Origin of the sequence: Marinobacter sp. 2_MG-2023, assembly GCF_030546935.1 — a bacterium.
Taxonomy (GTDB): Bacteria; Pseudomonadota; Gammaproteobacteria; order Pseudomonadales; family Oleiphilaceae; genus Marinobacter.
This window is the reverse complement of record NZ_JAUOPH010000003.1, coordinates 321,905-347,382: the sequence shown is the minus strand read 5'-3', so window position 1 is coordinate 347,382 and position 25,478 is coordinate 321,905. Positions and strand designations below refer to the sequence as shown.

22 protein-coding genes are annotated in these 25,478 nt (G+C 54.2%); 8 read left to right on the top strand and 14 right to left on the bottom strand.

Annotation, left to right across the window (positions count from 1 at the left end; genetic code table 11):
• Positions 1–2: 2 nt before the first annotated feature.
• A complete protein-coding gene (locus tag Q4501_RS08915) occupies positions 3–1,010 on the top strand; it encodes a bile acid:sodium symporter family protein (RefSeq protein ID WP_303595868.1) in 1,008 nt (335 codons plus the stop codon).
• A gap of 13 nt (positions 1,011–1,023) precedes the next feature.
• Here the strand turns inward: Q4501_RS08915 and Q4501_RS08910 are convergent, their stop codons facing one another.
• Positions 1,024–1,638: a J domain-containing protein gene (locus Q4501_RS08910; protein ID WP_303595867.1), complete on the bottom strand. Its 615-nt coding sequence runs from the start codon at positions 1,636–1,638 to the stop codon at positions 1,024–1,026.
• Positions 1,639–1,853: 215 nt separating this feature from the next.
• On the opposite strand from Q4501_RS08910, the gene Q4501_RS08905 reads away from it, so the two are divergent.
• From Q4501_RS08905 to Q4501_RS08895, 3 genes are read left to right on the top strand one after another with little or no spacing between them, the layout of a single operon-like run.
• On the top strand, positions 1,854–3,935 hold the full coding sequence (locus Q4501_RS08905; RefSeq protein WP_303595866.1) for a TonB-dependent siderophore receptor: 2,082 nt from the start codon (positions 1,854–1,856) through the stop codon (positions 3,933–3,935).
• Positions 3,936–3,970: 35 nt separating this feature from the next.
• A complete protein-coding gene (locus Q4501_RS08900; RefSeq protein ID WP_303595865.1) occupies positions 3,971–4,933 on the top strand; it encodes an ABC transporter substrate-binding protein in 963 nt (320 codons plus the stop codon).
• Positions 4,926–6,878, top strand: a complete 1,953-nt coding sequence (locus tag Q4501_RS08895) for a response regulator (RefSeq protein ID WP_303595864.1) — start codon at positions 4,926–4,928, stop codon at positions 6,876–6,878. The genes Q4501_RS08900 and Q4501_RS08895 overlap by 8 nt, the downstream gene beginning before the upstream one ends.
• 47 nt (positions 6,879–6,925) lie before the next feature.
• On the opposite strand, the gene gorA is transcribed toward Q4501_RS08895, so the two are convergent.
• The 11 genes from gorA to gspE form a co-directional block, all read right to left on the bottom strand.
• A complete protein-coding gene (gene gorA / locus Q4501_RS08890; RefSeq protein ID WP_303595863.1) occupies positions 6,926–8,287 on the bottom strand; it encodes a glutathione-disulfide reductase in 1,362 nt (453 codons plus the stop codon).
• A gap of 26 nt (positions 8,288–8,313) precedes the next feature.
• On the bottom strand, positions 8,314–8,982 hold the full coding sequence (locus tag Q4501_RS08885; RefSeq protein WP_303595862.1) for an N-acetyltransferase: 669 nt from the start codon (positions 8,980–8,982) through the stop codon (positions 8,314–8,316).
• A gap of 57 nt (positions 8,983–9,039) precedes the next feature.
• Positions 9,040–9,570, bottom strand: a complete 531-nt coding sequence (locus tag Q4501_RS08880) for a type II secretion system protein M (protein ID WP_303595861.1) — start codon at positions 9,568–9,570, stop codon at positions 9,040–9,042.
• Between the two features lie 4 nt (positions 9,571–9,574).
• Positions 9,575–10,879, bottom strand: coding sequence for a type II secretion system protein GspL (gspL, locus tag Q4501_RS08875; protein WP_303595860.1), 1,305 nt, complete (start codon positions 10,877–10,879; stop codon positions 9,575–9,577).
• Positions 10,880–10,881: 2 nt separating this feature from the next.
• The gene (gene gspK, locus Q4501_RS08870; protein WP_303595859.1) at positions 10,882–11,892 is read right to left on the bottom strand and encodes a type II secretion system minor pseudopilin GspK; all 1,011 of its coding nucleotides are present in this window, start codon (positions 11,890–11,892) and stop codon (positions 10,882–10,884) included.
• Positions 11,893–11,896: 4 nt separating this feature from the next.
• Positions 11,897–12,640, bottom strand: a complete 744-nt coding sequence (gene gspJ, locus Q4501_RS08865; protein WP_303595858.1) for a type II secretion system minor pseudopilin GspJ — start codon at positions 12,638–12,640, stop codon at positions 11,897–11,899.
• Entirely contained in the window at positions 12,637–13,038 is a 402-nt protein-coding gene (gene gspI / locus Q4501_RS08860; RefSeq protein ID WP_303595857.1) for a type II secretion system minor pseudopilin GspI, read from the bottom strand. Before gspI ends, gspJ begins: the two co-directional genes overlap by 4 nt.
• On the bottom strand, positions 13,035–13,577 hold the full coding sequence (gspH, locus tag Q4501_RS08855; RefSeq protein ID WP_303595856.1) for a type II secretion system minor pseudopilin GspH: 543 nt from the start codon (positions 13,575–13,577) through the stop codon (positions 13,035–13,037). The genes gspI and gspH overlap by 4 nt, the downstream gene beginning before the upstream one ends.
• Positions 13,578–14,030, bottom strand: a complete 453-nt coding sequence (gene gspG, locus Q4501_RS08850; protein ID WP_303595855.1) for a type II secretion system major pseudopilin GspG — start codon at positions 14,028–14,030, stop codon at positions 13,578–13,580. It lies immediately after the preceding gene.
• A 69-nt stretch (positions 14,031–14,099) separates the two neighbouring features.
• A complete protein-coding gene (gene gspF, locus Q4501_RS08845; protein ID WP_303595854.1) occupies positions 14,100–15,311 on the bottom strand; it encodes a type II secretion system inner membrane protein GspF in 1,212 nt (403 codons plus the stop codon).
• A 3-nt stretch (positions 15,312–15,314) separates the two neighbouring features.
• Positions 15,315–16,823, bottom strand: coding sequence for a type II secretion system ATPase GspE (gspE, locus tag Q4501_RS08840; protein ID WP_303595853.1), 1,509 nt, complete (start codon positions 16,821–16,823; stop codon positions 15,315–15,317).
• A 164-nt stretch (positions 16,824–16,987) separates the two neighbouring features.
• On the opposite strand from gspE, the gene Q4501_RS08835 reads away from it, so the two are divergent.
• The 4 genes from Q4501_RS08835 to Q4501_RS08820 all read left to right on the top strand — a co-directional run bounded on the left by Q4501_RS08835 (position 16,988) and on the right by Q4501_RS08820 (position 22,573).
• On the top strand, positions 16,988–17,650 hold the full coding sequence (locus tag Q4501_RS08835; RefSeq protein ID WP_303595852.1) for a type II secretion system protein N: 663 nt from the start codon (positions 16,988–16,990) through the stop codon (positions 17,648–17,650).
• A gap of 126 nt (positions 17,651–17,776) precedes the next feature.
• Positions 17,777–19,393, top strand: a complete 1,617-nt coding sequence (locus Q4501_RS08830) for an FAD-binding oxidoreductase (RefSeq protein ID WP_303595851.1) — start codon at positions 17,777–17,779, stop codon at positions 19,391–19,393.
• Positions 19,394–19,398: 5 nt separating this feature from the next.
• On the top strand, positions 19,399–21,024 hold the full coding sequence (locus tag Q4501_RS08825) for a glycerol-3-phosphate dehydrogenase/oxidase (RefSeq protein ID WP_303595850.1): 1,626 nt from the start codon (positions 19,399–19,401) through the stop codon (positions 21,022–21,024).
• The gene (locus tag Q4501_RS08820) at positions 21,014–22,573 is read left to right on the top strand and encodes an FGGY-family carbohydrate kinase (RefSeq protein WP_303595849.1); all 1,560 of its coding nucleotides are present in this window, start codon (positions 21,014–21,016) and stop codon (positions 22,571–22,573) included. The genes Q4501_RS08825 and Q4501_RS08820 overlap by 11 nt, the downstream gene beginning before the upstream one ends.
• Before the next feature lie 72 nt (positions 22,574–22,645).
• Here Q4501_RS08820 and Q4501_RS08815 read toward each other — a convergent pair whose 3' ends face one another.
• Positions 22,646–24,205 carry a DUF4139 domain-containing protein gene (locus tag Q4501_RS08815; protein WP_303595848.1) on the bottom strand — a complete coding sequence of 520 codons (1,560 nt, stop codon included), beginning with the start codon at positions 24,203–24,205 and terminating at the stop codon, positions 22,646–22,648.
• A 58-nt stretch (positions 24,206–24,263) separates the two neighbouring features.
• Positions 24,264–25,346 (bottom strand): endonuclease/exonuclease/phosphatase family protein, encoded by a 1,083-nt coding sequence (locus Q4501_RS08810; protein WP_303595847.1) that lies wholly within the window; start codon positions 25,344–25,346, stop codon positions 24,264–24,266.
• Positions 25,347–25,478: the final 132 nt, after the last annotated feature.

Below are 25,478 nucleotides of genomic sequence, written 5' to 3'. Positions count from 1 at the left end.
TCATGAAGTTCAAACCAGACATCTTTACCATCCTGCTGCTAGGCGCCATTGTCCTGGCTTCATTTCTGCCCGCAACAGGCTCTGCCGGGGATGTTCTGGCCAGTGCCGGGACAGTAGCCGTCGCCCTGCTCTTCTTCTTTCATGGTGCCGCACTGTCGAGGGAGCAGATTGTTGCCGGCGCTTCACACTGGCGACTGCACATTCTCATCACCCTGCTCACGTTCGTGTTCTTCCCTCTGGTTGTGCTCCCCATTAACGGCATGAGCAGTTTTGCACCGTCTTGGATGCCGGCAGACCTGGGCCTTGGTTTTCTCTACCTGGGAGTACTCCCCTCCGCGGTATCCTCATCCATTGCCTATACCGCCATGGCGCGCGGGAACGTCCCTGCAGCCATCTGCAGCGCTGCGGCATCCAATGTGTTTGGCATGATGCTCACACCCTTCTTGCTTCTCTTGCTCGTGAGTTCCGCCGGTAGCGGCGACTTTGCGGTGGGCGAAGCCCTGAAAGATATCGTCTTGCAGCTGTTATTACCGTTTGCAGTGGGGCATGCCATGAGACCGGTTCTGGGAGGGTATTTGGCGCGCAATGAAAGCCTGATGGCGCGCTACGATAAATGCGTAATCTGGCTGATCGTGTATTCCGCCTTCTCGCATTCAGTGGAAAGCGGGCTCTGGCAAAACCTGCCTGCAAAAGCCATTGTCCTCACTATCCTGCTGTGCATCGCCTTGCTGGCATTGTTTATGTTTTTTGCGAGGTTGCTGGTGCGGCGGTTCGGGTTCAGTCTGGAAGACGAAGCGGCGGTAGTTTTCTGCGGCTCCAAAAAGAGCCTGGCTTCCGGGCTGCCAATGGCAAAGGTGCTATTCTCCGGGCACCCCGGGTTTGGCATGATCGTTTTGCCGATCATGTGCTACAACCAGGTTCAAATAATTCTCGGCGCGATTCTGGCCCAGAAATACCGGGACAAAATTGCCGAGTCCAGATCAGCGCAAACAGAAACGGATAAAGCGTGAGCGGGTGGTGACGTCAGCCACCGCCCATGCCGCCAAAAAGCATGGCGAGTATGACAAGCCCGATAACCCAACCGATAACCGCCGGCCAGAAATTGACCATTTGCGGAGGCTCTGACTCTATCCCCTCCTCTGCCATATCCGGCTCTGGATAACTACGCTCATCTTCCAGAGCTACGGCGTCCTGAAGGCTGTGCCAGTCAAACCATTCTGCCAGAAAACGCACAACCGGCCCGGGAAAACTGCCATTTTCAGCCATGGGGCGAAGCTGGGGCTCCAATTGCCGGCCTATCTCCCGGCGCACGGGCAACTGGTCAGCCGGGGGCTCGCAGAGAATGGCTTTCCATATTCCGGCATCCGAAGTCCTGCCAGAGTCATTCAAAAGCGCCTTGATCTGAATAACAACCTCACGGGCAACCTGGCTTTCCGAGGCATCCAGCTCCCGAGTTTCTGAACTTACTGCCGGGGCTACGGGCGTCTCTTCAACCGGCTCACCAATCGCTTCCCGGAACGCTTCTTTCAGCTGGACAGCTTCGCTATCCGACGCAAACCGAAGCTGGTTCTCGTATGCGTCCTGAACCCTCTGGCGATCGCGGGTAGGCTCAATTCCAAGAATTTCCCAGCAATTCATATCAGGCTTACTCCTACCCTTGTAATTCATGACATTTTTGAGAGACAAACACCATGTAGTCAAATACGATAGTGAAAAACACAAGAAAATTGTTATTTCGCTTTTAACTCGGCAATTATAGAACGACACCCATGTCCGTTACGAATTTCAGAGATCACAGTCGACGGCGTTCCTCGCCCTGTACCCTCAAGTTTTTAACGAGAGGGATTCTGGGATTGCTACTCTCGACTCCAACCCTTGCGCAGCCGCTTTCCGAAGAATCTGGCCAGATTGGTTTCTACGGATTCAACGACGAGATACCGGAAGTACTGACGACTACCCGGTTACGGCAGCCCAAAACAAGGGTGCCCGGAACGACCACCGTTATCGACGGCGCGATGATTCGTGACCTCGGCATAATGAGTCTGGCGGAGATATTCCGCCTTGTCCCGGGGATGGTTGTTGGAGATGTGGGCAGCGGCACTCCAGTCACCACCTATCATGGCACTGTACATTATGAACAACGGCGCATGCAGGTTCTGGTTGATGGCCGCACCGCGCACCGCGCTACCCTGTCTGATATGGACTGGCAAACCATGCCGGTTCCGCTGGAGCTTATCGAAAGAATTGAAGTAAGCCGGGGCCCGAATTCTGCCGCCTATGGCATTAATGCCTTTCTGGGTACCATCAACATCATTACCCGCAATCCGGCCGATACCGCCGGTACAGAGATTCGCGTTGTTGGAGGCTCCAGAGACTATCACCGTACCTTTGCTTCCGTTGGCGATGTCAGCGACAGCTACGACTGGCGGTTAGCGTTTGAAAAGCGCAAATTCGGCGGTTTTGATTATCAACTTGATGACGACGAAGAGCCTATACCTTTTAACAGCGGCCATGATATCAATGTTTTCAACTATGACTCACGACTCAAGGTTAACTCCGGCTTTAATGCAGATATTCGCCTCGGCGTAGTAGATGGAATAAACGAAGAAGATTTTTTTAAAGACGGCGAACTCGGCGCCACTGACAACCCGGACATCGACGTGCGGGACTATTATCTTCAGACGCAGCTTAACTTCACCACATCGAGAACCCATTTTTTTCACGTTCAGGTGAACTTCGAGAATTTCAATCGCAGACAGCGTTGGCCCATAGAAGTACCCGAATCAGTGGTAAATTGCCTCATCATCGGTGCCGATGTATTTGACGAAGCTAATAACTGCTTTCAAGCAGGCGGCACGCCACTGACCGCCAACGTAAACTCAGACTCCGAAGACTCCAGACTGGAATTCGAATTTCAGGATACGTTGTTATTTAGCGATGAGTTGAAGCTCGTTACCGGATTGGGTTATCGCAAAGACACGTTTCGGTCTGAGACCTTTTTCAACGGGCGGGGGACCAGCTACCAGTCGCGAGTATTTGGTAACCTGGAATATACCCCTATCGACTGGCTCACATTAAATGGTGGCGGTAACTGGGAGCGCACGACAACCACCGACGAGGGCTACTTTTCACCCCGATTTGCTGCAAATTTCACACTTGGAAACAATCACGCGCTAAGGTTTGTGTATTCGAAAGCTGTGCGCACACCTGATAGTTTTGAGCAGAACCCGGAATATGGGTATACATTGAGAGATATCGCGCCGGCGCAATACGCTTTACTCGAGGGCTATCGGGTAGAATCCCCCCTTGATACTCGTGCGGGAACGCTTGAAGAAGAGAACATTATTTCCCGAGAAATCAGTTATTTCGGGCAATTCCCTCTGGATCAAGGCCAGTTCTCTCTCGAAGTCAGGGTATTCAAGGACAAGATGCGGGATATGATAAGCGGCATCATAGGGTTCCAAGACTGGACGATCGACAACAACGTGGATATCGACCAGAAAGGTTTTGAAGTGGAAGCAGCCCTGGATTACCCCGGAACAACATTCAGAGTCAGCTACGGCTATCTTGATCAGGACGACTGGTACAACGGTCCAGAAATTTCTAATAACGAGACTACCAACTACAAGGAAAAGAAGTACAAGGTAGCTCTTCTGGGAAGACTTTCGGCAAGGCACTCCGGCAGTATCGTATTGATTCAGAACTTGCCGTTCGGTCTGAAAGGCTCCACCGCCTTTTATTGGGCAGATCAACTCAAAGAATCCAGGTTTGAGCGCCTCGACCTTCGCCTGGCAAAATCGTTCCTTCAGCCCCGGTACACGGCCGAGTTTGCTGTTACAGTGCAACATTACATGAACACAGATCCAGATGTGAGTATCGATAATAATATCGAGGATCAGAACCAGCTTTTCCTGGAAGCAGGTATCCGTTTCTGATCTTTAATCAGGGAATGCTTCTGGCCCGGGATGGTATGACAGAAAACGCCGTTTTGTTTTGGAAACTGGCTAAAGCCACTTTGCTCCGCGCTGTGTTGATAGCGGTAGTAGTTGTCGGTTCAGTTTCCGCTCAAACCGGTGGTATTGAGCGTTCACCAGTCTACCTGGCAGTTTCGGGCAATGTTGCCCTGGACCAGCATATCCATGACCTCCTGCAGCAAAGTTTTCATAAGCATTGGGATCTGATTTCCGTTTCGGGTGAACAGGCAGCCCTGATTGAAGACGCTCCAGTGATTACAATCGGCCCCGGCGCGTTTTCCCGAGTTCGTCAGGCAAACCGAAAGGTCCCAGTTCTTGCCATGCTGACAACACGGGACTTTCTCGAAGGCTTCGCTAGCCGGTCTCCTGGGCAGATTTCCGGGGTCTATTTCGATGTCCCATTACTCCGGCAAGCTTTGATCGGAAAGACCATTCTTCCCCACGCTAGCCGAATAGCATTGATTGCTACCACAGCTTCCGCTGAGCTTTACGACTCTCTTATTGATGAGCTTCCGCAATACGGGCTTGAGGCACAGCTTTTCATTGTTAAAGAAGATAAACAGCTTATCCCGACACTCGTTCGGGCGCTCAGTTATGGCGATTTCTTATTGGCTGCACCAGACAACGCCATATATAACCCCAGAACTATAAAGCACGTTCTGCTCACCGCTTACCGCAGGAACAGAATCGTTATCGGCCCCAGCCAGGCCTATGTCAAAGCGGGTTCCATCGCAGCCGGTTACGCGCCTTTCCCGGTTATGACCGAGATGGCAGCGGAGTATTTGCAAGAATTCTTTGAAACCGGAACTTTCCCGGAACCGGATTACCCCCCCTCCTTTAACATCGCGATCAACCAACAAGTTGCCAGGTCCCTGAACATTCCTCTCGCCCCCAAGGAGCAGATCGTTAAGTCCGTTGAATTACAGATAGAAAATAAGGGAGTGCAAATAGATGAGTGAGCGTAATGCCGCCGGCACTCCACTGTCCCGGAAGTTGTTGCTGTTAGGCTCAATGCCCGCCATTGTGATGTTTATAACCCTGATCGGTTTCTTTACATCTGTGCGGCTCGAAGATGCACGTCAGGATCTGGCCGACAGCAACCAGCTCATGGCGGATAGCCTGGCACCCTCTCTCGAGTACGCAGTTGTTTCCGGGAACACCCTGGCACTGCAAGAAATACTCTCCCAGTCGATCAGGCATAGCAAGGCTGACTGGGTGCGCGTAACAGACGTGACCGGTGAAGAGATTGGCATTGCGGCGAATGGCAAAATCGAACTGTTTGAGCTGCCGGGTGAGTTCAAGGTTTATGAGGCCGAGATTCTTCAGAAACCGCTAGAGTTCGAAACGGACAGGGACACCCATTGGTTCGAACCAGAATACGGATACGGATCAGGTGCACTGCGAGTCGGCACCGTTCAGGTGGGCGTCAGCGATGAGGCCCTGGAAGCACGACGCCGGGATATCCTCTGGACATCCGTGACACTTGGCATTTCGCTGCTGCTGTTTACCATTCTGGTAGTCAAACGCTCAGTGACAGCGATCCTTTCGCCTATTCACGAGGTTTCCGGGCGTATCAAGCGCCTGATCGAACGAGATTACCGGGCAGCAAAAGTATCTACAAAACGCAACTCAAGAGACGTGATTGCCATACAGCAACAACTCAACGAGCTAGCAGAACATCTTAGTGCACTGCGAGCGTTACAAGAGAAAACCCTGGCCGTTTCCGAGCAGGCTCGTGAAAAGGCAGAAAACGCCAACCAGACCAAGTCTGAGTTTCTGGCTACCATGAGCCATGAATTGCGTACTCCGCTGAACGGTGTACTGGGTATGATTGACCTTGCGCAGGAGGATACGCTCACTCCGAGACAGCGGGATTATTTGCAAACTGCCCGACAGTCCACCGAGGATCTGCTTACTGTTATAAGCGACATTCTTGAATACGCCCGCATGGACAGGGGCGCGGTTGTTCCGGAGCAGAGGGTTTTTGATCTGCGGGCACTCATCACGAATTGCGTTGCCTCATACCGTCATGTGGCTGAAGCACAGGGCTTGGCCCTTACGCTTGATTTTTATGGTGACTGGCCTGAGACCACGCACGTAAAAGGAGATGCGCCGAGGATTCGGCAGATTTTTGCGTACCTGCTCGATAACGCAATCAGGTTCACAACCGAGGGTTTTGTATACGTACAAGTTGGTTGTTTGGGCGTTGAGGATGGGTGCATGATTCTCAACTGCTCTGTAAACGACTCGGGTAACGGCATACCTCATGATGCTCTACCTGATATGTTCAGTTCACTCGAACAGCTGGATACAGACAACGCCGGATCTTTTGGTGGTGTCGACATGGGTTTGTCTCTAGTCCAGCGCCTCGTTGAACTATTGGGTGGGCACATACAAATCGGAACAGACCCGGGTAAAGGCTCTTCGTTCCGCTTTGAGTTGCCTCTGGAGTTTGTGACTCTGGCTGAAAACGCGATATCGTCTGAAACAACAACGCAAGGCGAATTATCTCTCTCCATGCAGGCACTGGTTGTCGAAGACAATCCCGTAAACCAGCGCGTTGCAACCGCAATTCTGAACCGACTTGGCTTCAATACAGACACAGTTACGAACGGAAAGGAAGCCCTGAATAAGGTCCGAAACAGCCATCAAGGTTACGACGTAATTCTGATGGATTGCCAGATGCCGATCATGGATGGCTACGAAACCACACGCGATATCCGTGAATGGGAAGTTGGAAACGGCTTGGGAAGAACGCCCATTATTGCCCTCACAGCCGACCTGCTGCCAGAGACTCACCAAAAATGCCTTGAGAGCGGCATGAACGACTACTTATCCAAACCTGTGAAAAAGGAAGATCTGCAGGAGGTGTTGAAACGCTGGGTAACGCTGACAGAAAGCTGATCGCTAGTGGGTGAAGAACCGAGCCCATCCATGGGCTCCTGCTCTGATCAGGACACAGGTTCCCGCATGGTGACGAACTCTTCTGCAGAAGTTGGGTGAATGCCCATGGTGGAATCAAACTGAGCCTTGGTTGCACCCGCCTTGATAGCCACGGCAAGCCCCTGGGTGATCTCACCAGCGTCTGGCCCGACCATGTGCGCACCAAGAACCCGATCAGTTGCGTCATCGACCACAAGCTTCATCAGGCAGCGTTCATCACGACCGCTGAGAACATATTTCATGGGCCGGAACTCAGACCGGTAGACTCTCAGGGTGTGCCCTGCTTCCCTTGCATCTTCTTCGGTTAGCCCTACGGTACCGATATTAGGCTGACAGAAAACAGCCGTCGGGATTGATGTGTAGTCCATCTCTCCCTCGCCATCCCCGAACAGCCTGCGCGATAGCACCATCGCCTGTGCTATTGCCACCGGCGTCAGTTGCGGCGTACCGATAATATCGCCCAGCGCCGTTATAGAAGGGACTGAAGTCTGGAAATGGTCGTCCACAACAACATGACCGGATGCGTTAAGCTCAATACCCAGCTCAGTCAGGCCCAGACCATCTACCAGGGCCCTTCTGCCGGTTGCCGCCATCACAAGCCCGGTCTCCATAACCGTCCCGTCACTGCGTTTGACCTTGTAGTGGGAGTTCTCGGCTTCAACCGACTCAATCGTCACACCAAACTCAAGCCGGATGCCTTTTTTACGCATTTCCTGCTCGGTGAAGCGCCGAACATCGTTATCAAAGCCGCGAAGGAACAGATCGCCCCGGTAAAGCAGCGTGGTTTCGACCCCGAGACCTGCCAGAATACCGGCGAATTCCACTGCGATATAACCACCACCCCAGACTACCGCCTGCCTGGGTAGCTGCGGCAGATAGAACATCTCGTTCGACGTGAGGATGCACTCCTTACCCGGAATATCCGGAACCACCGGCCAGCCCCCTGTCGCCACAGTGATGTGGGATGCAGAGTATTCCTTTTCGCCTACCGTGACCGTGTTCGGGTCTTTAATGGACGCGGTACCATTGATCACCGTAACACCCGCATTCTCAAGCATGCGCGCGTAAATACCGTTAAGCCTCTCGATCTCGGTATTTTTATTAGCGACCAGTGTTGGCCAGTCAAAGCTAACGTCGTCGAGTGGAACCTTCCAGCCGTAACCTGCCGCGTCTTCCAGCTCATCATGGACATGGGCGCCATAGACAAACAGTTTTTTGGGCACACAGCCAACGTTCACGCAAGTACCCCCAAGATAGCGGGACTCAACTACCGCTACCCGGGCACCACGCCCGGCCGACATACGCGCCAAGCGCACGCCGCCTGAACCTGCACCAATAACAATCAGATCATAATCGTGGCTGTCAGACACAGTCTCTCCTGCTGTTAAGAAAAATGTTAGTTTTGGTTAACCGTAGTTTTGGCCTCAGGGCGGATTTCACGGAACAGTATATGATCCTCATAACCACCAAGCCGTATTTTTCCGAGACTACGGAAGCCTTCCGATTCATAAAAAGGGAGATAGCGGCTATTGCCAGTATCCAATACCAGCCCGCTTGCTCGCGGATTTTCAGCACAGAGTTTCTGAACAGCCCTGAGCAGAACCCGACCGTAACCGCGATTCTGATACTTCGGGTTCACGCCCATCATTGGCAACTGGTGAGCCAATGGCTGCGGTAACATTGCGCGTATTTTTTCATGGTAATCAAGATAGCGCCGGGTAGAGGCAAAACCGGCTGTAAGTACCATGCGGATCCTCCAACTGAACTGACTCGCCAGGTCCATACGCAGATCCGGGTCGCCGATGAACGCAACGGCAACCAGTGTATCGTCGACCATCACGCCGACCGCTTCCTGCTCCAGCTCAAAGTAGAGATCAACCAACTCACGAATGGTTGCCCGAACACGTTGCTTGTAACCAGGTTTCCGGTGATTGAACAAAAACTGAAAGGTTGGCTCCCCCCTGTATGCGTCATACAGAATTGACCTGGCTTCATTCAAAGCGCTGACATCTAACCGGACAATGACCGGTTCTGGCTTATTATTGTTATTGCTGTCGCTACTCATGCTTTCACTCCTGCCTCTGTCCGGAGAGATAACCTCCGGCACCCTGTCACTCAAAAGTCAGATTGCCAGTGTTAAACGCACCGACACCCTGCCAGGTTCTCCAGACCGATCGATCGCAGCCTGATCAATCACTACACCGTGTTTACCATTGAGCATTTCAAGCCAGCCTGCAAACTCCGCATAGGGAACGGTTTCCAGCCACACACGGATCGCACCCTCTCCGCTTGGCTCAAACCTTTGCAACGTAAGGCCGGATTCTCTTGCCGAACGTGTTACCAGAGCCATCAGCGCCCGGCCATCCTGGGGGACATCCGCTGACGTTGCAGCCTGCCCTGCGCCACTGCTTCCCAACCGCCTGATAGTCGGCTCATTGGATTGTATCCAGGCTACAAGCTCTGAGGCATTTTCCTTACTTGCAGCCGCCTGATCGTGAAAACCGGTAACCGGCTTCCAGATCGCAAAATAGAGAATCCCGAGAAACACAGCAAGGGCCAACACCACAAGTGCCTGCTGATCCCGACGGGGGAGCTGATCATACTGAGCAATTAACTTGCCTACCGAGGGCTGTTCTTTCAGCTTCGTCAACATGATCCTAGCCTCCCGAGACCGTAAGGCGGCCACGGGCACCGCTGGATTCGTTTACTACGGAGCCAATCTTGGCATCAAGCCCCTGACCAGCCAGGCCGTTGCGCAAAGCGCTCAGGCGATCGTAGCTTTCGGCACGCACATCAACGACCAGCTCTCCACGAGACTGGCTATAGTTAATGGAGTTGAACGTTACTGAGCCGGTATTCGCCACTTGGGAGTACTGCTGGCCGGTGTACTTCATCAGCGTGACAAAACTTGCATCCGGGCCGTCCGAGCCGGCCATGCGCAACTGGCCTTCGACCACACGCCTGACATTGCCGGCATGAGTTCTGCTGTCACCCGGAAACGACGCCCGGTAAACCGACATCGCCTGCTGGCGCAATTCATCTGCCTGCTTCTGATAATAAAACCCCATGCCCGCTTCAAGGGTTACCTGCACCACAAACCACAAAGCGGCTACCGCAATTAACGGCTTCCAGGGCTTTAAGGGGCTTGCCTTGCCACTGCTGACTGAGAAGTCTCGTTGGCAAAGGTTAATCGGCCGGCAAAGGTGATTATGATGGGCATGGGCCAGCAACTCCAGCGGCATCAACGCCAATGACTCCCGGCGAACTGAAAGCCGTTCAGGAGCCATAAGTTCCCCAAGCACAGCTTGCTGCTCTTCAAATTCCGTTTCTGTGCCGTAGACCACCACAGGTACTTCAACCACAACATCTTCTGAAGAGGGGGCGGCCAATGTATGCGCGAACATTCCCAGGTTGGCAGACTGCATGCTCAGCCATTCGCCCCGGTCGCTCACCATCATCGCGTTATCACCATCGAGGCAAATGGACCAGCCACCTTCTGTCACCGGAAGCAGCGCGGCGTCTGGATAGATGGCATCAAGCCTGGTATGTAACCAACCGCTGAATAGCTCAAGCCATTCAGCCATTCTGCCGCGATCAATCGCTGCTACCCGGAAACCTTCCTGAGTGTGCAGGCCTAGTGCCAGGTGAACGCTGTCTATGTCCTGTGCAATCTGCTCTTCCACAGCATATGGCAGCGCCTGGTTGATGAACCGGCTTTGTTTCGCTGGAATATCCGCAACGCAGAACAGTGCCTCATCGCCCGGAATGAGTCCTGCCAGTAAAACATCATCGAGCCCATTCTGGCTCAGCGTCTGTTCGACCGTACTGCGCAGATCGCGGCTTCCCTGTGCCTGGGCGTCACCGCCGGCATCGTATAGCACCCAGTTATACAACCGGGCTTCCGGGTCTTCTCCGCTACCCGCGCTGAGCGGTAACGGCCGCACGTAAAGGCGATAAGACATGATTATCCTTCTGAGATGGTATAGGGCTCTTTCGTAATGCGATTCTTTTGTCCGGTATCCCTGCGAACGGTCCGGACATTACCTTCCTGATTGCGAAAAACGGTGCTCACCATGCTTACCACACGATTATCGTAGGTAATCCGTGAAACAACTTCAAAAAAACGGGTTTGCAGCCCCAGCCGATCGGATTTCAATCCCAAACCGGCAAACTCAGGAAGCGCGAGAAAATCCTGAATACTCTCGAACCGCTCCTCCTCCCGTTGTTCAAGAATAGACTCAGCCTGCGCTGTCGTCAGCTCTTCATGTAACGACATCAACACTTCCGCTGTAGCAGTGTTTACGTTGATACCCAAACCTCTTACCGGCAAGGTGGCTACATGAGGCCGCAACGCCACATATATTTCCTCAGTCATGCCTTCAATCAACCGTAATTCAGACACGCTGACAAAGGGCTGATTGGCCGCGCGAAAGCCGGGTTCTGCCATCAGGTACTGGCCGTCTTCGGCACCGTAAGCACTGATCGTTTGATCATCGGGATCAACCCAGTCAACTAATGTGTCCACAGAGACACCTGTAATTCCGAGAGCGATCAACAAGCGCTCAAGGCGGTCTTTGGTTATCGGATCTACCTGACCGGTAACAGCAACCAGATCATTGAGATTTATCCGTCCGCCCAGATCATCGATCTGCACTTCCGCTACGCCATTGTCATCCAGAGGTAGAATGGCAGCGTTCATGGCCCAGAACTCGTCAAGACTGTCGACCATCAGGCTGTCTTCTTTATCCTCTTCGAAATCCCGTACCAGAATCTGGCGCGCAAAGGCTTCTGCACCGAGGGCTATGCTTTGTCCCTGCTGTTGCGCCAGATAATGCCCGGCCTTGAACACCCTTATACTTTGCTGCTGGGTCATTCCTGAAGCCAGCATAACCACCAATGCCATTGCGAGCAGCACCATAATCAACGCTACGCCCTGCTGAGAATGCGGTAACGAACGGTGGGAAGAGCCAACCATAACCCTAGCCTCCCTGCCCTGTTGTACCTTGGACAGCACCCTGTTCAGCCTCTGCTTCCTCTTCACTTTCGTTGCTGCCGACTTCATTCTGTTGGTCAACGAGCCCCTGAGCACCTGCCGGATCATAGTCTGGCAATACAAACGTCCGAACAAGCTCACCAAAGAGTTCGTGCTCCAGAGTGATCTCTATCCCACGAGGTAAGGGAATATCGGGTCGGCTGCCGGGGCTCAATGCCATCATGGCTTCGTCGGAAGGCCACTCTGTCTCCCAGGAGTTCTGTTCATTGAGAAACCGCAGATCAAAGGCTGTTATCTCTTCAAGCAGCAACAAGTCCTGACTGTTTTCCTCCTGGCCTTGATCCAGCGTTGGCCAATATCGGCGCCGCAATTCGCTACCGGTAAACTCCCAGCCGACCCGTTGCAGGCTGCTGCGCCGGATACCCAGTGGGTTGCGCCAGCCCTGCCGCGTCAGCAGCAATGAAAAATCATCCTCACGACTGGTCAAGGCAGGCTTGAAATCGCCGTAGAGATCCCGGGCCGGCCGGTTGACTATCTGGGTGATGTCACGCTCAAGAAGAAGCATTGCTCGCTGAAGACCATCAAACTCCTCGGCCAGTTCATCAACACGGTCACGCGAGAGGATAACGCCGTTCAACACCTGCCACACACCTATACCAATAACCGCAGTGATGGTTATCGCAACCAGCACCTCCAGAAGTGTGAACCCCCGCTGGCGCCGGCCTCTCATTTTTCACCCACAAAAGCAGAAAGTGTATGCACCGGGTAGGGTTTCGAAAGGTCACCCCGATAGCGGGCTACGTTAACTTCCACGCGCCGCATTTTAGGCTCTGCAGTGGCCAGCACCCTGGTCGTCACCTGCCAGCGGAAAGGGCCATAGTCTTCGTCTTTCGAATTCTCGGAGACCCCTGGGAGGTTTTCTTCCAACCGGATTTCGTTGATACGATTGTCGGCAACCCAGCTCGCGAGGGTTTTATCACGAATTCTTTCATAGCTTGAGATGTACTGGCTGCCAACCTCGGAGGCGGCGGTCGCAATCAACCCGAACACCAGCAATGCGATCATCACCTCAATTAGCGTGAAGCCTCTCGCTGATTTCCCTAATGTTAAGGGCTGCTCTGGCTTCACCTGTTTTCCCCCACATCTCCAGGCTGCCGCCACTCGATTGGAGAGATTCCGTCTGAAGCAAGGATTTGCGTGTAGTCCGTATCGCTGCCAATTGTGAACTCCAGCTCAAACGGTGTGGTTTCTCCACTCGAGAAAAAAACCACATCTGGCCGTAGCTTGTCTTCAGCAGAGGCAAGGCGGGGAGCATCACTTTCAATAAAAGGCGTCGTCACCAACCATTCGGGAAAGCTTCTTGCCCGGAATAGTTGCTCACCGGACCCTTTCCAATCGCCTGTTTCTTCCTGAAATGCCACGAAGCGATACCCGTTTTCCTCGAGCAGTAACCCTAGCTCCAGGTTGTTTACTACTGCCTGGTCCGATGCTGTCTGCATAAGCAGATACAGCTCCCGCACCTCATTCTGCAGCTCACGCTGTTGGGAGTTACCTCCCATGGTAAACACCGCCAAAGCCGCGAGCAGCCCCATCAGAACCAGGACAACCAGTATCTCGATCAGCGTGAACCCGCTACTGTTGTTTCCTGATCTTTCAAAAATCACCAATTAACCGCCGATGTCCCAGAGGCTGATGTCAGCAGCGTCGCCTTCACCACCATCCTGACCATCAGCTCCCTTGGAGTAGAGATCGTAAGGGCCTTCTCTGCCCGGGCTCACGTACTGGAACTCGCTGCCCCAGGGGTCTTTCGGAACACTTTTCATGTAGCCGTCAGGGTTCCAGTTCTTTGGCTCGGGGCTGCCGCTGGGGCGTGACGCCAGAGCGTCAAGACCCTGCTGAGTAGAGGGATAATGGCTGTTATCCAACCGGTATAGATCCAACGCCTTGGAAATGTTGGTCAACTGGGTTTCCGCCACGGTTATTTTCGCCTGATCACTCCGGCCCATAATATTCGGCGCCACAACAGCCACCAGCAGGCCGAGAATAACCATCACAACCATGATTTCGATAAGGGTAAAACCCCGGTTTGACTTAGGCGTATTCAGTTTTTTCATCGTCATTGTGTCACTCGTTGTTGGCTTCAAAAGCTATTTTCACAAAATACTATTTACGATTACCGGCCAAAGATTTTAGCCCACCAGGTTGCTCATGTTGAGTATGGGAAGCATGATGGCCATCACGATAATCAGCACCACCACGCCCATTACCAGCAGCATCATGGGCTCAAAGAGCCCGACAATGGCAGCTATTTTTGATTGCAGCGTGTTCTCCTGCATATTTGCAGTACGTTCCAGCATGCTGTCCAGTTCCCCACTGGCCTCTCCGCTCGCGATCATAGTCAGCATCATCGGCGGAAAATAACCCGACTGGTCCAGTGCCCGATGCAAAGAGCCACCCTCACTTACCTTCCGCGCTGCGTCTCTCAGCTCTTGACGCAGATAGTCATTGGAAAGCACCTCACCTGCAATTCTCATGGCATCGACCAGAGGAACACCACTGGTTGTCAGAATGCTCAGGGTGCTGGCGTAGCGCGCCGTATTGACGCCACGCACCATTCCTGCGAACACAGGCAGATGTAGCAGCCGTTTGTGGAAACGCATACGGAAAGCGGGCTTGGTAAGCGAAAAACGGAAGGCCAGGAAGCATCCAACCAGAAGAATAAACAGATAGAGGCCGTAACTGGAAAGAAACTCCGACATCGTCAGCATGGCTACGGTAAGCCCGGGCAGTTCCTGCCCCTGTTTTACGAAAACTTCAATAATATCAGGAACAACATAGGTCAGCAGAAAAACCACAATGCCGATCGCGACAAAACTCAGAATAATGGGGTAGATTGCTGCAAGCTGAATTTTCTGGCGTGATTCCTGTCGACTCTCTGTGTAATCCGCCAGCCTGTTCAAAACCAGATCCAGGTGCCCTGCATGTTCACCTGCCGCTACGGTCGAACGGTAGAGCCGAGGAAATGCTTTGGGAAATTCACCGAGGCTATCCGCCAGCGTGTAGCCTTCCATGACCTTCGCCCGGATAGCAATCAACATACTGCGCGTGCGTGGCTTGGCCGATTGTCTGGCGGTTGCCGAAAGCGCCTGCTCAATGGGAATACCCGATTGAATCAGTGTTGCCAGTTGGCGCGTTACCAGAGCAAGGTCGGAGGCAGAGAGAGAGCCCCGCCCGCTAAGGGGGTTGCTGCGGCTCTGCTTTTGAGACGCTGGCTCAACTTCAAGTGGCGTGAGGCCTCTCTCCCGAAGCTGCTGCCGCACGGCGCGAGGCGCATCTGCCTCTAACACACCCTGTTTCTGTTTGCCCCGCGCATCCAGAGCCTTGTATTCGTAGGCAGCCATAGCTTACTGACCCCGGTGCGTTACGCGGAGCACCTCTTCCAGCGTAGTGACACCGTCCAGTATCTTCCGGACACCGTCTGAATGAATGCTGGGGCCCTTAAGCCGGGCAACTTTTTCCAGATCCAGCTCACCTGCACGCTTGTGAATCAACGCACTGATCTCCTCAGTTACTTCAACCACCTCATAGATACCAATGCGCCCGCGGTAGCCAAGCTGATTACAATGCTCACACCCTTTTGCCCGATACACCGTTGGCGGGTTGGTAAAATCCTGCTGCAGGAATTCGCAGTGCTCTTCCGTGGGCGTGTAAGGCTCACGGCAATCCTTGCACAGCACCCTCACAAGACGCTGAGCCACAATACCCACAAGGCTTGATGAGATCAGGAAAGGTTCAATGCCCATATCCATAAGGCGTGTGATCGCACCTACCGCAGTATTGGTATGCAGAGTAGATAACACGAGATGGCCGGTGAGACTGGCCTGAACAGCGATTTCGGCAGTCTCCAGGTCCCGGATTTCACCAATCATCACCACATCAGGATCCTGACGCAGAATGGCCCGCAACCCCCGCGCAAACGTCATCTCGACCTTGGGATTCACCTGAGTCTGGCCAATGCCAGGCAGGTTGTACTCGATAGGATCCTCAACCGTAAGAATGTTTCGGCTCCGGTCGTTTATCTCTTGCAAGGCGGCATAAAGGGTTGTGGACTTACCCGAGCCGGTAGGCCCGGTGACCAGCAATATGCCATAGGGCCGATGTATGAGGCGACGCAGGATTTTAAGATCGTCGGTTGCCATACCCAGAGACTCGAGGCGTATTGCACCCGCCTGTTTGTCCAGCAAGCGCAATACAACCCGCTCGCCACCAGACGACGGCATAGTCGAGACCCGGATATCCACCTCGCGGCCGGCGACCCTCAGTGCAATCCTGCCATCCTGGGGCACCCGCTTTTCGGCAATATCCAGCTTTGCCATAACCTTGATTCGTGAAACCAGTAGCGGTGCCAACGCTCGTTTAGGCTGCACGACTTCTCGCAACACACCATCAACTCGGAAGCGCACAATCAGCTGCTTCTCGTAGGTTTCGATGTGCACATCCGACGCACTGCTTTTTACCGCTTCCGTCAAAATCGCATTGATCAGACGGATGATGGGCGCATCGTCTTCCTGCTCCAGCAGATCCTCGGTTTCCGGAACCGAATCGGCAAGAGAGGCAAGATCCATATCATCGCCAATGCCTTCAACCATCTGCATGGCTTCTGCAGAATCGTTTTGATAGGCAGCGTTCAACGCCTGATCAAAATAGCCAGGATCGATCGTCGTAAACCGGGCACGCCCGCCGCTTATTCTGTTGGCTTCGGCCAATGCAGAATGGGGAGCGCCGGGCCTGACCAGAATAACCGGGTTGCCGTCATCAGCGCGGGTCAGGATAACTCCATTGCGCTTGGCAAAGGTGAAAGGAAGACGACCCAGCGGAGCATCCTGCGGCTGAAGTTCGGTTTCTGTGGTCAAGGTTGTCCTCGTTCGTGTCAGGCAATCATGGGAAGGCTATCACAGGACATAGGCCCGCTGAATAACTCTGTACACTATACTGCCAATAAAAGGTTTCAGTCTGATAACCTGTGTACCTTTCGACGGCGTCCGGGCAGTTGGCGAACTTAAAATCAGGACTATCAATGCTTTCTATCAATCGAAGGGTTCCCCTCATTCTGGCTTTGACAGCCGGGCTTGCCATGGTGGCTCTCACCTCCTGGCAAGGCTACAGCTTTTGGCAGACCGAGAACCGGCAAGCCGCTTCGGGCACTCAAAACGCTGCGAAACCCCTCGTACAAAAGCCCAGCGTTCCTTCCGTGCCCCTCGCCTCTCTGGATTTTTTTGGCAGAGCTCAGGCCGCGGGAGCTGAGGAGCCCGAAGATACAGAGAACCTGCCAGAAACCAACCTGCGAATTTTCCTCAGGGGTGTTCTCGCAGCCGACGGCGACTTCCCGGGTAGTGCCCTGATTGAGGACGACAAAAGCAAAACCGAAGTTTTCCTCGTGGGCGATGAACTACCCAGCAACGCCAAACTCCATTCCGTTCACCCTAACCGTGTGATTCTCGACCGGTCCGGGAAACTGGAGAACCTGTATTTTCCCGAGTCTGATAATCAAACAGGAATGACCTTTTCGTCAGACGCCGACAACATCCAGGAAGATGCTCAACAGCAAGCCCGGGTTCCCGATATCACCGATCGATCAGCTCGGTCTATAACGCCGCCAGCAAACGAGCAGGAGCGCCGGGAAGAAATACGCAAACGCCTGGAGCAACTCCGGGAGCGCCTGCGCACCAATAATGGCTGACTTGGAGCCGCCGCACACGTAACCCTGTCGGTAAATGACACCCATGATGTCGCTATGGGACAGTGTAAGCACCGGATAAGCCTATAGACTAGCGCCCATTCAATTAAATAACGGGAGTGAACTTTGATGCGACGGTGGAATGGCTGGGGAGATGAGCAGTTTGATCTGGAGCTACCGACTCAGGGGCGAAGCTTTCTCGCAAATCGTATCGGTTCCGGCGCACCCCTGAGTGACGCCTCGCTTGAATCAGTCCTCCCTGGGGTTCCTGAGTCTCGTCTGCCGTCAGATGCCAGCGTTGATGCGCTGATCGACACCGGCGCGGAAGCGCGCGTACGCCATGCCCGTGGCCAGAGCCTTCCGGATTGGCTGGCCATGCGTAGTGGCGAGTTCGGGGTTTTCCCGGACGGTGTAGCCACTCCCGAAACCAGTCTCGATATACAGAAATTATTGCAGTATGCGAGAGCCCACAAGATTGATCTGATTCCATACGGTGGTGGCACCAGCGTTGCCGGGCATATAAACCCGCTTCCAGGTGACACTCCAGTACTTACGGTGGACATGGGTGGCATGAACCGCCTCATGGACATTGACCACGAAAGCCAGATAGCCACCTTCGGCGCGGGCACACCGGGGCCACTCGTAGAATCCCAGTTGCGAGCGCACGGCTATACTCTCGGACACTTTCCCCAATCTTTTGAACTGTCAACCATTGGGGGTTGGGTGGCTTCCCGCTCAAGCGGGCAACAGTCCCTGCGTTATGGTCGCATCGAGCAGCTGTTTGCCGGCGGCCGGGTTGAAACGCTTAAAGGTACCCTTGACCTGCCTACCATACCGGCTTCAAGCGCTGGCCCGGATATTCGCGAAATGATTCTGGGCTCTGAAGGCCGTATTGGCTTTATCACCGAAGTCAAAGTCCGGATCAGCCGTTTACCAGAACAGGAAAGCTTTCACGTTGTATTCTTCCCTGATTGGGACAGGGCTCGCACGGCTTGCAGGAAACTTGTGCAAAACCGCACTCCGCTTTCTATGCTGCGACTCAGTAACGCCATTGAGACTGAAACCCAGCTTGCACTGGCAGGACACCCCCACCTTATCGGCATGCTGGAAAAAGTACTCTCCCTGCGCGGAGCCAATGAAGGCAAGTGCATGATGACCTTCGGGCTGACGGGCAGTGCACGACAATGCGCCAGTGCCAAACAGGAAGCAAAACGCATTTGTTCAGAATACAAAGGTGTTTATACCGGCACCCGGCTTGGCAAGAAATGGGCTGAAAAACGTTTCACCATGCCCTATCTCCGTGAGGCACTCTGGCAGATGGGCTACGCGGTAGATACCCTGGAAACAGCAACCGACTGGGATAACGTTGATAACCTGCTTGGCTTGATAGAAGACAACCTGCGCCACGGGCTTCAGGCTCGTGAACCTGACACCAACGAACGCACCCACGTGTTTACCCATCTTTCCCATTTTTACGCTCAGGGCTGCAGCATATACACCACCTATGTTTTCCGTGTTGCAGACACCTATGGGGAGACGCTTGCGCGTTGGAAACACCTGAAAAACACAACCTCAGAACTGATCGTGCGCAACCGGGGCACCATCAGCCACCAGCACGGCGTCGGCAAAGACCACGCACCCTACCTGCCTGTTGAAAAAGGAGAGCTGGGAATCCTGGCCATCCGCTCTCTGTGCCAGACCTTCGATCCGGACGGTATTCTCAACCCGAAAACCCTGGTGGAGTGAGAGAAATGAAGGGTCGGGACACACTGCTTGATGAGCTACGAAACAGCACTCATACGTTCGACGTTGTTGTGGTTGGCGGCGGCATTACCGGCGCCGGTATAGCCCGAGAGGCCGCTGGTAGCGGACTGAGAACGCTGTTGATTGAGCAAAAAGACTTTGCCTGGGGAACCTCCAGCCGATCCTCGAAAATGGTACACGGCGGCCTGCGTTACCTCGGCAGTGGGCAATACAGGCTGACCCGCGATGCAGTAACCGAACGCCAGCGCCTCATGGCAGAAGCACCCGGGCTAATAGAGCCATTGCGCTTTATGATGCCGCACTTTCAGCGTCAGTTTCCCGGGCCAAGGCTGTTTCAGATATTACTCAGGATTTACGACAGAATATCCCGCACCCATTCGCGCCAGTTCCTGACACCCGGCCAGACCATGCAATGGATACCCGGGCTGAACACCGTGAAACTAACTGGTGCCAGCGGCTTCATGGATGCTGTAACCGATGACGCCAGACTGGTACAACGAGTCATCACCGAGGCCCGGCAAGATGGATCCTGGTGTCTTAATTACGTTAAAGCACAGAAGGTTCTACGGAAGGACGGCCAGGTCAGAGGGCTTGAGCTGAAGGCCGAAGATGACGCCGCGACTTTCACGGTTAATTCGCCGCTGATTATCAATGCCACCGGCGTTTGGGCTGACCAGCTTCAGCAACGCGGCGGCGATGAAAAGCCGATGACGATCCGGCCATTACGCGGCAGTCACCTGGTTCTCCCCTGGCGCAAGCTCCCGGTTTCCTGTTCTGTTTCATTGTTCCACCCGGATGATAAACGCCCGGTTTTCGCATTCCCCTGGGCTGGCACAACCGTACTTGGAACCACAGACCTGGATCACACAGACAGTCTCGACAAGGAGCCGCGAATCGCCGAGGAGGAAGTTGACTATCTATTGAGAGTCTCTAACAGCCTGTTTCCCGGAGCAGCGGTGTCCCGAGGCGACATTCTTTCCACCTGGGCGGGCGTCCGCCCAGTCGTCACTGGCGCCCAAACTACGACCGGCCCCAAGGCTCCATCGAAAGAAAGCCGTGAGCATGAGTTTCGTGAAGATAAAGGATTGATCAGCATCGCAGGCGGAAAACTGACCACCTTCCGGCTGATAGCAAGGGAAGCACTTGCCAGAGGGCTTGGAGGCGCAGAACGTTTGCGACCGGAGAAGGATCCGGTTTTCAAACCAGCGACCGCCTCACGACGGCCCCAACACATAAGCCATCAAAACTGGCAGCGGCTCACGGGTTTTTACGGTTCGGATCTATACGCGGTTCTGCAGGCCGGGCCCACGGCACCCGTTAGCGATGATGCGGTTTCTTGCACCGTTCCGGGTGAATTGCTGTGGGCCGAAGTTGTGTGGGCCTGCAAACATGAAGATGTAAAACACCTCGATGACCTGATGCTACGCCGCACCCGGCTTGGGCTGATAGCCCCAGAAGGCGGTAAAGCGCTGCTGCCAATAATCCGGCAACACTGTCAGAACATACTCAACTGGAGTGATGAACACTGGCAAACCGAAGAGACCCGGTACCTTGCCCTATGGAACGAGGCCTATTCGCTTCCGACCCGCAGGAAGCAGACATATGTCGGCTGACCCTCTCATCCTTGCCATTGATAACGGCACCCAGAGCATACGCGCCCTGCTTTTCGATACCCAGGGCAATCTGGTCGCCAAAGGCAGACAGGAGATTCAGCCGTACTTCTCAGATCAACCGGGGTGGGCCGAACAGCACCCGGAATATTTCTGGGATAACCTTGGCAAGGCTTGTGAACAGCTTTGGGAATCCACAAACGTCAAGCCAGACAGAGTTGTGGGCGTTACCCTAACAACCCAGCGCGGCACGGTGATCAACCTTGATGAAAAAGGGAAACCTCTGCGCCCGGCGATTATCTGGCTGGATCAACGACACGCCCACATTGATGGGCCGATTAAAGGCCCCTGGGGCTGGGCTCTCAAACTGGCACGGCTTGAAGCGACGATCAACCGCTTTCGCGAGAACACCCAGGCCAACTGGATTGCCCAGAACCAGCCAGAGATCTGGGAGAAAACCCGACATTTTGTTTTGCTGTCTGGCTACCTGAATTACCGCTTAACCGGCGAATTCCGGGATTCCACCGGCAGCCAGGTGGGCTATTTGCCGTTTGATTACAAAAAGCACCGCTGGGCCGGCCCCCGGGATTTCAAATGGCAAACCATGCCGGTAAAACCAGCCATGCTACCGGAACTGGTCAGCCCTGGCTCCCCTCTGGGCCACCTTACCTCTCAGGCCGCCAGCCATCTGGGCCTTCGAAAAGGACTGCCTGTAATTGCTGCCGCCTCTGATAAAGCCTGTGAAATACTCGGCTCCGGCGGTTTGACGCCGGATATAGGCTGCATGAGTTATGGCACGACCGCGACGATAAATGCCACCAACAAGCGCTATGTGGAACCGGTGCGCTTTATGCCGCCCTATCCTTCCGCCCTGCCCGGGCACTACTCCACTGAAGTGATGATTTACCGGGGCTTCTGGATGGTGAGCTGGTTCAAGCGAGAGTTCGGCTTGCGGGAACGAGAAATCGCCAAAAAGCGGGGCATCGAGCCGGAAGAACTGTTTGATGAACTGGTCAAAGCCGTACCAGCCGGCTCCATGGGCCTGATGCTGCAGCCCTACTGGTCACCCGGCATACGCCAGCCCGGGCCGGAAGCAAAAGGCTCCATCATAGGTTTTGGCGATGTTCACACTCGCTCGCATATCTATCGAGCTATTCTGGAAGGCCTGGCTTACGGCCTCAGGGAAGGCAAAGAAAAAATCGAAAAGCGCAGCGGAATAAAAATCCGCAAGCTCAGGGTTGCCGGCGGCGGCTCCCAGAGCGACGCCGCCATGCAGTTAACCGCGGATGTATTCGGCTTGCCGGCCGAGCGCCCCCACACCTATGAAACCTCCGGGCTGGGAGCGGCGATTGATGCCGCCGTTGGCCTTGGCCTGCACCCGGATTTTGATACCGCGGTGGCGGCGATGACCCGGGTTGGCGACGTATTCCAGCCTGATCCGGAAGCCCAAGGTCTTTATGAGAGGCTCTATTCCGAGGTTTACTTACGTATGTACCCTCAGCTACAACCGCTGTATCAGAAGATTCGGGACATCACCGGTTATCCCAAGTAGGCGTATTTGCTGTGCCTGCCACTATGTATAGCCATCACCAAGTGAGTACAGACAAAGCAACACGTTCCGCAATTACAATCTCGGCAGCGCGGTTCCCTCCGGAACCCGAATCTCGAACCCTGATTTCACAAAGACCGTCTGACCGGCAGGTACTTCGCGATTCCAGGCCAGGACGCCCTTCTTGTCATCAACGCCCCGCTCCACTGGCTCACTGATTTCCAGTGGCTTAACGGTCAGAGTATCCTTCTGCGATACAGGTAGCCGGTCAAAAATCCGAACCTGTACGGGCTCCGAGTGATGGTTGGTGATCTCGAACCGGTTTTGTCGACGCTGGACATTCTCGCTTTTCCATACGCCCTCCTCTCCTGTGCGTTCAAGTTCATTAACCACAGCAACCCGGATACCCTCATCGACACCGAAGCCGAGCGTCAGCTCTTCGCCACTGGTAAGCTCCGGAAGCCTGCTTTCGCCCACACTCTGGCCATCCCGATAAAGGGTTACCCGCCCAGCTGGTATGGGTGCCTCAGACTGAAAAGTGCCCGTCGCATGCACATATCCGGTGGTGTTCTGGACAGGCGCTGTCCAGATTGCAACTTCAACCGGAACCCGGTGCTCCGCAACCGAAAGCCGCTGGCCCGCAGCGCCACTGGGAACATCAACCGGTTGTTGCAGCCGATAGCTTTGAGTAAACGTGCTTTGGCGCTCCACAACAGCCGAGCTCTCCATAAGTGAATCGGCCTGCATTTCAGCCATAGGCGCCAACGCCTTTGAGCGATAAACCTGGGGCGGCTCAGGATTCACAACCCAGGAATACAGAGGCGGCATAGCAATTCCCCTGCGAGCGTTTGCGGTTGCAAGTTGCAGCTCAACACCCTGCCAATCGGTTCCGGTTGCCTGCTGCACAACGGCTAGGTGCTCCAGCATCACCTCGCCACCAGATCCGCCTGCCAGCCGGCTTTTCAGGCGCGCAGTGTATTCACTCCGCCAACTGGCTTCGGTCGTCTGAAACCTGAGTTTTACCTGCAGTTCGCCGGCCGTGGGAGCCTGATATCGAATTGAAACTTTTTTGGTTGCCTTGGCGCTCTGTTTAACCTGAGCAAGCTCCCTCGATAAACGGTCTCTGATGGCGATATCGTCGGCCAGTTTCACCCGGATTCGCCGTATCTCCGCCAGCGCATTCTGTGTTGTATCTTTCAACGTAGCAGCCATGTCGTTCAGCTCTGAAGCAGACAGTTCGTGGGGAGACTCCGCAGCTTTGCTCATGAGGGTAACTTGCTGGCTCCACGCCCGGATCGAGTCTTCCTGTTCCTGAATTCTCAGGCTAACAGCCGCTAACTCATCACGGATACGTCGGGACTCCCCAGCAACGAATTCAGCCTGTTCCACGCGGCTAACCTGTACCTGCCGGATCTGTGATCCCGACACGCCCTCAAGCACAACCTGCAAACTCTGATCCTGGAGACTGACTGGCAAACCCTCAACCTCAAAGGTTCCTGCACCAGAACTCACCTGTTCGCTTTCCTCCCAGGTAAGCTCCGCATGAGAAGGATACAAGGTTGCAGCTGTGATCTCCGCCTGAGCCATCAAGGGTGTAGCTGCAACGGCAATCGCCAGCAGGCAGTATTTTTTCATGGGGAGGGTCCTTCTGGTTACGGCGGTATTGGTGCCAGCTGTTTTGGCATGACGCGTGTTATTCACCCGGCTCGGGCACATCGTGTTTGCTCGCGCTCTGATCCCGAACGATGTCTTCTGCCCGGCTGTGGTCCTCACCGTCTGGTCGAAGTGGTTCCTGGTCTTGCCCGCGAACCGGAGCCAGTTTTACTCGGGTGAGAAACGGGAAGTGGTCCGAGCCTATCGACGGCAAACGGGTAATGGAGACAAGCGTAAAGTGATCACTGTGGAACAGGTGGTCAAGTGGCCATCGTAATGGCCAATAATCTGCGTGAAACGTGCTGTAAAACCCTCGGCCTACCCTTGGATCAAGCAATCCGCTCACTTTACGGAACAGGCGAGTCGTCGGCGACCAGGCCACGTCATTCAGGTCACCGGTTACGATGACAGGCTCGTCACTGTCGGCAACACTGCGACCTACGATCACAAGTTCTGCATCCCGCTCTGTTGATTCGTCGTTTTCTGTAGGGCTGGGCGGCGCAGGATGCACAAAGTGCACTCTCACACAGTCGCCCGACCGAAGCTCAACCAGAGCGTGCATGGAGGGCACTTTTTCCTCTATCAGAAAGCAAACCTCAGACTCGTGCAACGGTAACCGCGAGAACACATGCATGCCATACAGGTTATCCAGCGGGCACTTGATGGTATAAGGCATTTCCTTTTCGAGAGCCGCAAGCTGTTCCTCCCACCACTGATCTGATTCCAGCGTGACAAGAATATCGGGCTGGTGCTGCTCAACGAGTTTTAAAAGTGCCGGGGCGTTGCGGTTAGGGGTCAGTACATTCGAGGTAAGTATGGTCAAAGTCCGTTCAGGGTCTTCGGCCCGCGCATCTTTTACCTCTTTTGGCCAGATCGCAGTGTATGGCAGGATCCACCAGAGCTGTGCCGCCAGTGAAAGCCCTGTGATGATCACCAGCCCCCAGCTTGCAGGCCGAGACAGGTCAAGGAGCAGCAACTGGACGATCAACAAAAGAGCTGCAAGAAAAGCCAACTGAAGGCGCGGAAAGTCGAAGCTCCGAACACTCCAATGTGGGTTGTGCCAAAGAGGCAGAGCGGTCGCTATAGCTATGGCAAAAGTACAGACGAGCAGCGTAATGAACATCAGTGGCCTGGCGTGTCCCGATAAAAGGTAAAGTAATAAAATCACCGACTGGTGATCATGGCGATCAAAAACTGCAAAGCGTACAAATGGCAAACCCGCGCTTCACGTTTAAAAACCATAAGCTGGCGCCGG

What these genes read in the sequence shown, in the direction of transcription:
- Q4501_RS08915 (WP_303595868.1), top strand. Translation starts at nt 3, where the DNA reads ATGAAGTTCAAACCAGACATCTTTACCATCCTGCTGCTAGGCGCCATT.
- gspG (WP_303595855.1), bottom strand. Translation starts at nt 14,030, where the DNA reads ATGACGATGAAAAAACTGAATACGCCTAAGTCAAACCGGGGTTTTACC.
- Q4501_RS08825 (WP_303595850.1), top strand. Translation starts at nt 19,399, where the DNA reads ATGAAGGGTCGGGACACACTGCTTGATGAGCTACGAAACAGCACTCAT.
- Q4501_RS08820 (WP_303595849.1), top strand. Translation starts at nt 21,014, where the DNA reads ATGTCGGCTGACCCTCTCATCCTTGCCATTGATAACGGCACCCAGAGC.
- Q4501_RS08810 (WP_303595847.1), bottom strand. Translation starts at nt 25,346, where the DNA reads ATGTTCATTACGCTGCTCGTCTGTACTTTTGCCATAGCTATAGCGACC.
- gspJ (WP_303595858.1), bottom strand. Translation starts at nt 12,640, where the DNA reads ATGAGAGGCCGGCGCCAGCGGGGGTTCACACTTCTGGAGGTGCTGGTT.
- gspL (WP_303595860.1), bottom strand. Translation starts at nt 10,879, where the DNA reads ATGTCTTATCGCCTTTACGTGCGGCCGTTACCGCTCAGCGCGGGTAGC.
- Q4501_RS08895 (WP_303595864.1), top strand. Translation starts at nt 4,926, where the DNA reads ATGAGTGAGCGTAATGCCGCCGGCACTCCACTGTCCCGGAAGTTGTTG.
- Q4501_RS08835 (WP_303595852.1), top strand. Translation starts at nt 16,988, where the DNA reads ATGCTTTCTATCAATCGAAGGGTTCCCCTCATTCTGGCTTTGACAGCC.
- Q4501_RS08815 (WP_303595848.1), bottom strand. Translation starts at nt 24,205, where the DNA reads ATGAAAAAATACTGCCTGCTGGCGATTGCCGTTGCAGCTACACCCTTG.
- gspF (WP_303595854.1), bottom strand. Translation starts at nt 15,311, where the DNA reads ATGGCTGCCTACGAATACAAGGCTCTGGATGCGCGGGGCAAACAGAAA.
- Q4501_RS08885 (WP_303595862.1), bottom strand. Translation starts at nt 8,982, where the DNA reads ATGAGTAGCGACAGCAATAACAATAATAAGCCAGAACCGGTCATTGTC.
- Q4501_RS08880 (WP_303595861.1), bottom strand. Translation starts at nt 9,570, where the DNA reads ATGTTGACGAAGCTGAAAGAACAGCCCTCGGTAGGCAAGTTAATTGCT.
- Q4501_RS08900 (WP_303595865.1), top strand. Translation starts at nt 3,971, where the DNA reads ATGACAGAAAACGCCGTTTTGTTTTGGAAACTGGCTAAAGCCACTTTG.
- gspK (WP_303595859.1), bottom strand. Translation starts at nt 11,892, where the DNA reads ATGGTTGGCTCTTCCCACCGTTCGTTACCGCATTCTCAGCAGGGCGTA.
- Q4501_RS08830 (WP_303595851.1), top strand. Translation starts at nt 17,777, where the DNA reads ATGCGACGGTGGAATGGCTGGGGAGATGAGCAGTTTGATCTGGAGCTA.
- Q4501_RS08910 (WP_303595867.1), bottom strand. Translation starts at nt 1,638, where the DNA reads ATGAATTGCTGGGAAATTCTTGGAATTGAGCCTACCCGCGATCGCCAG.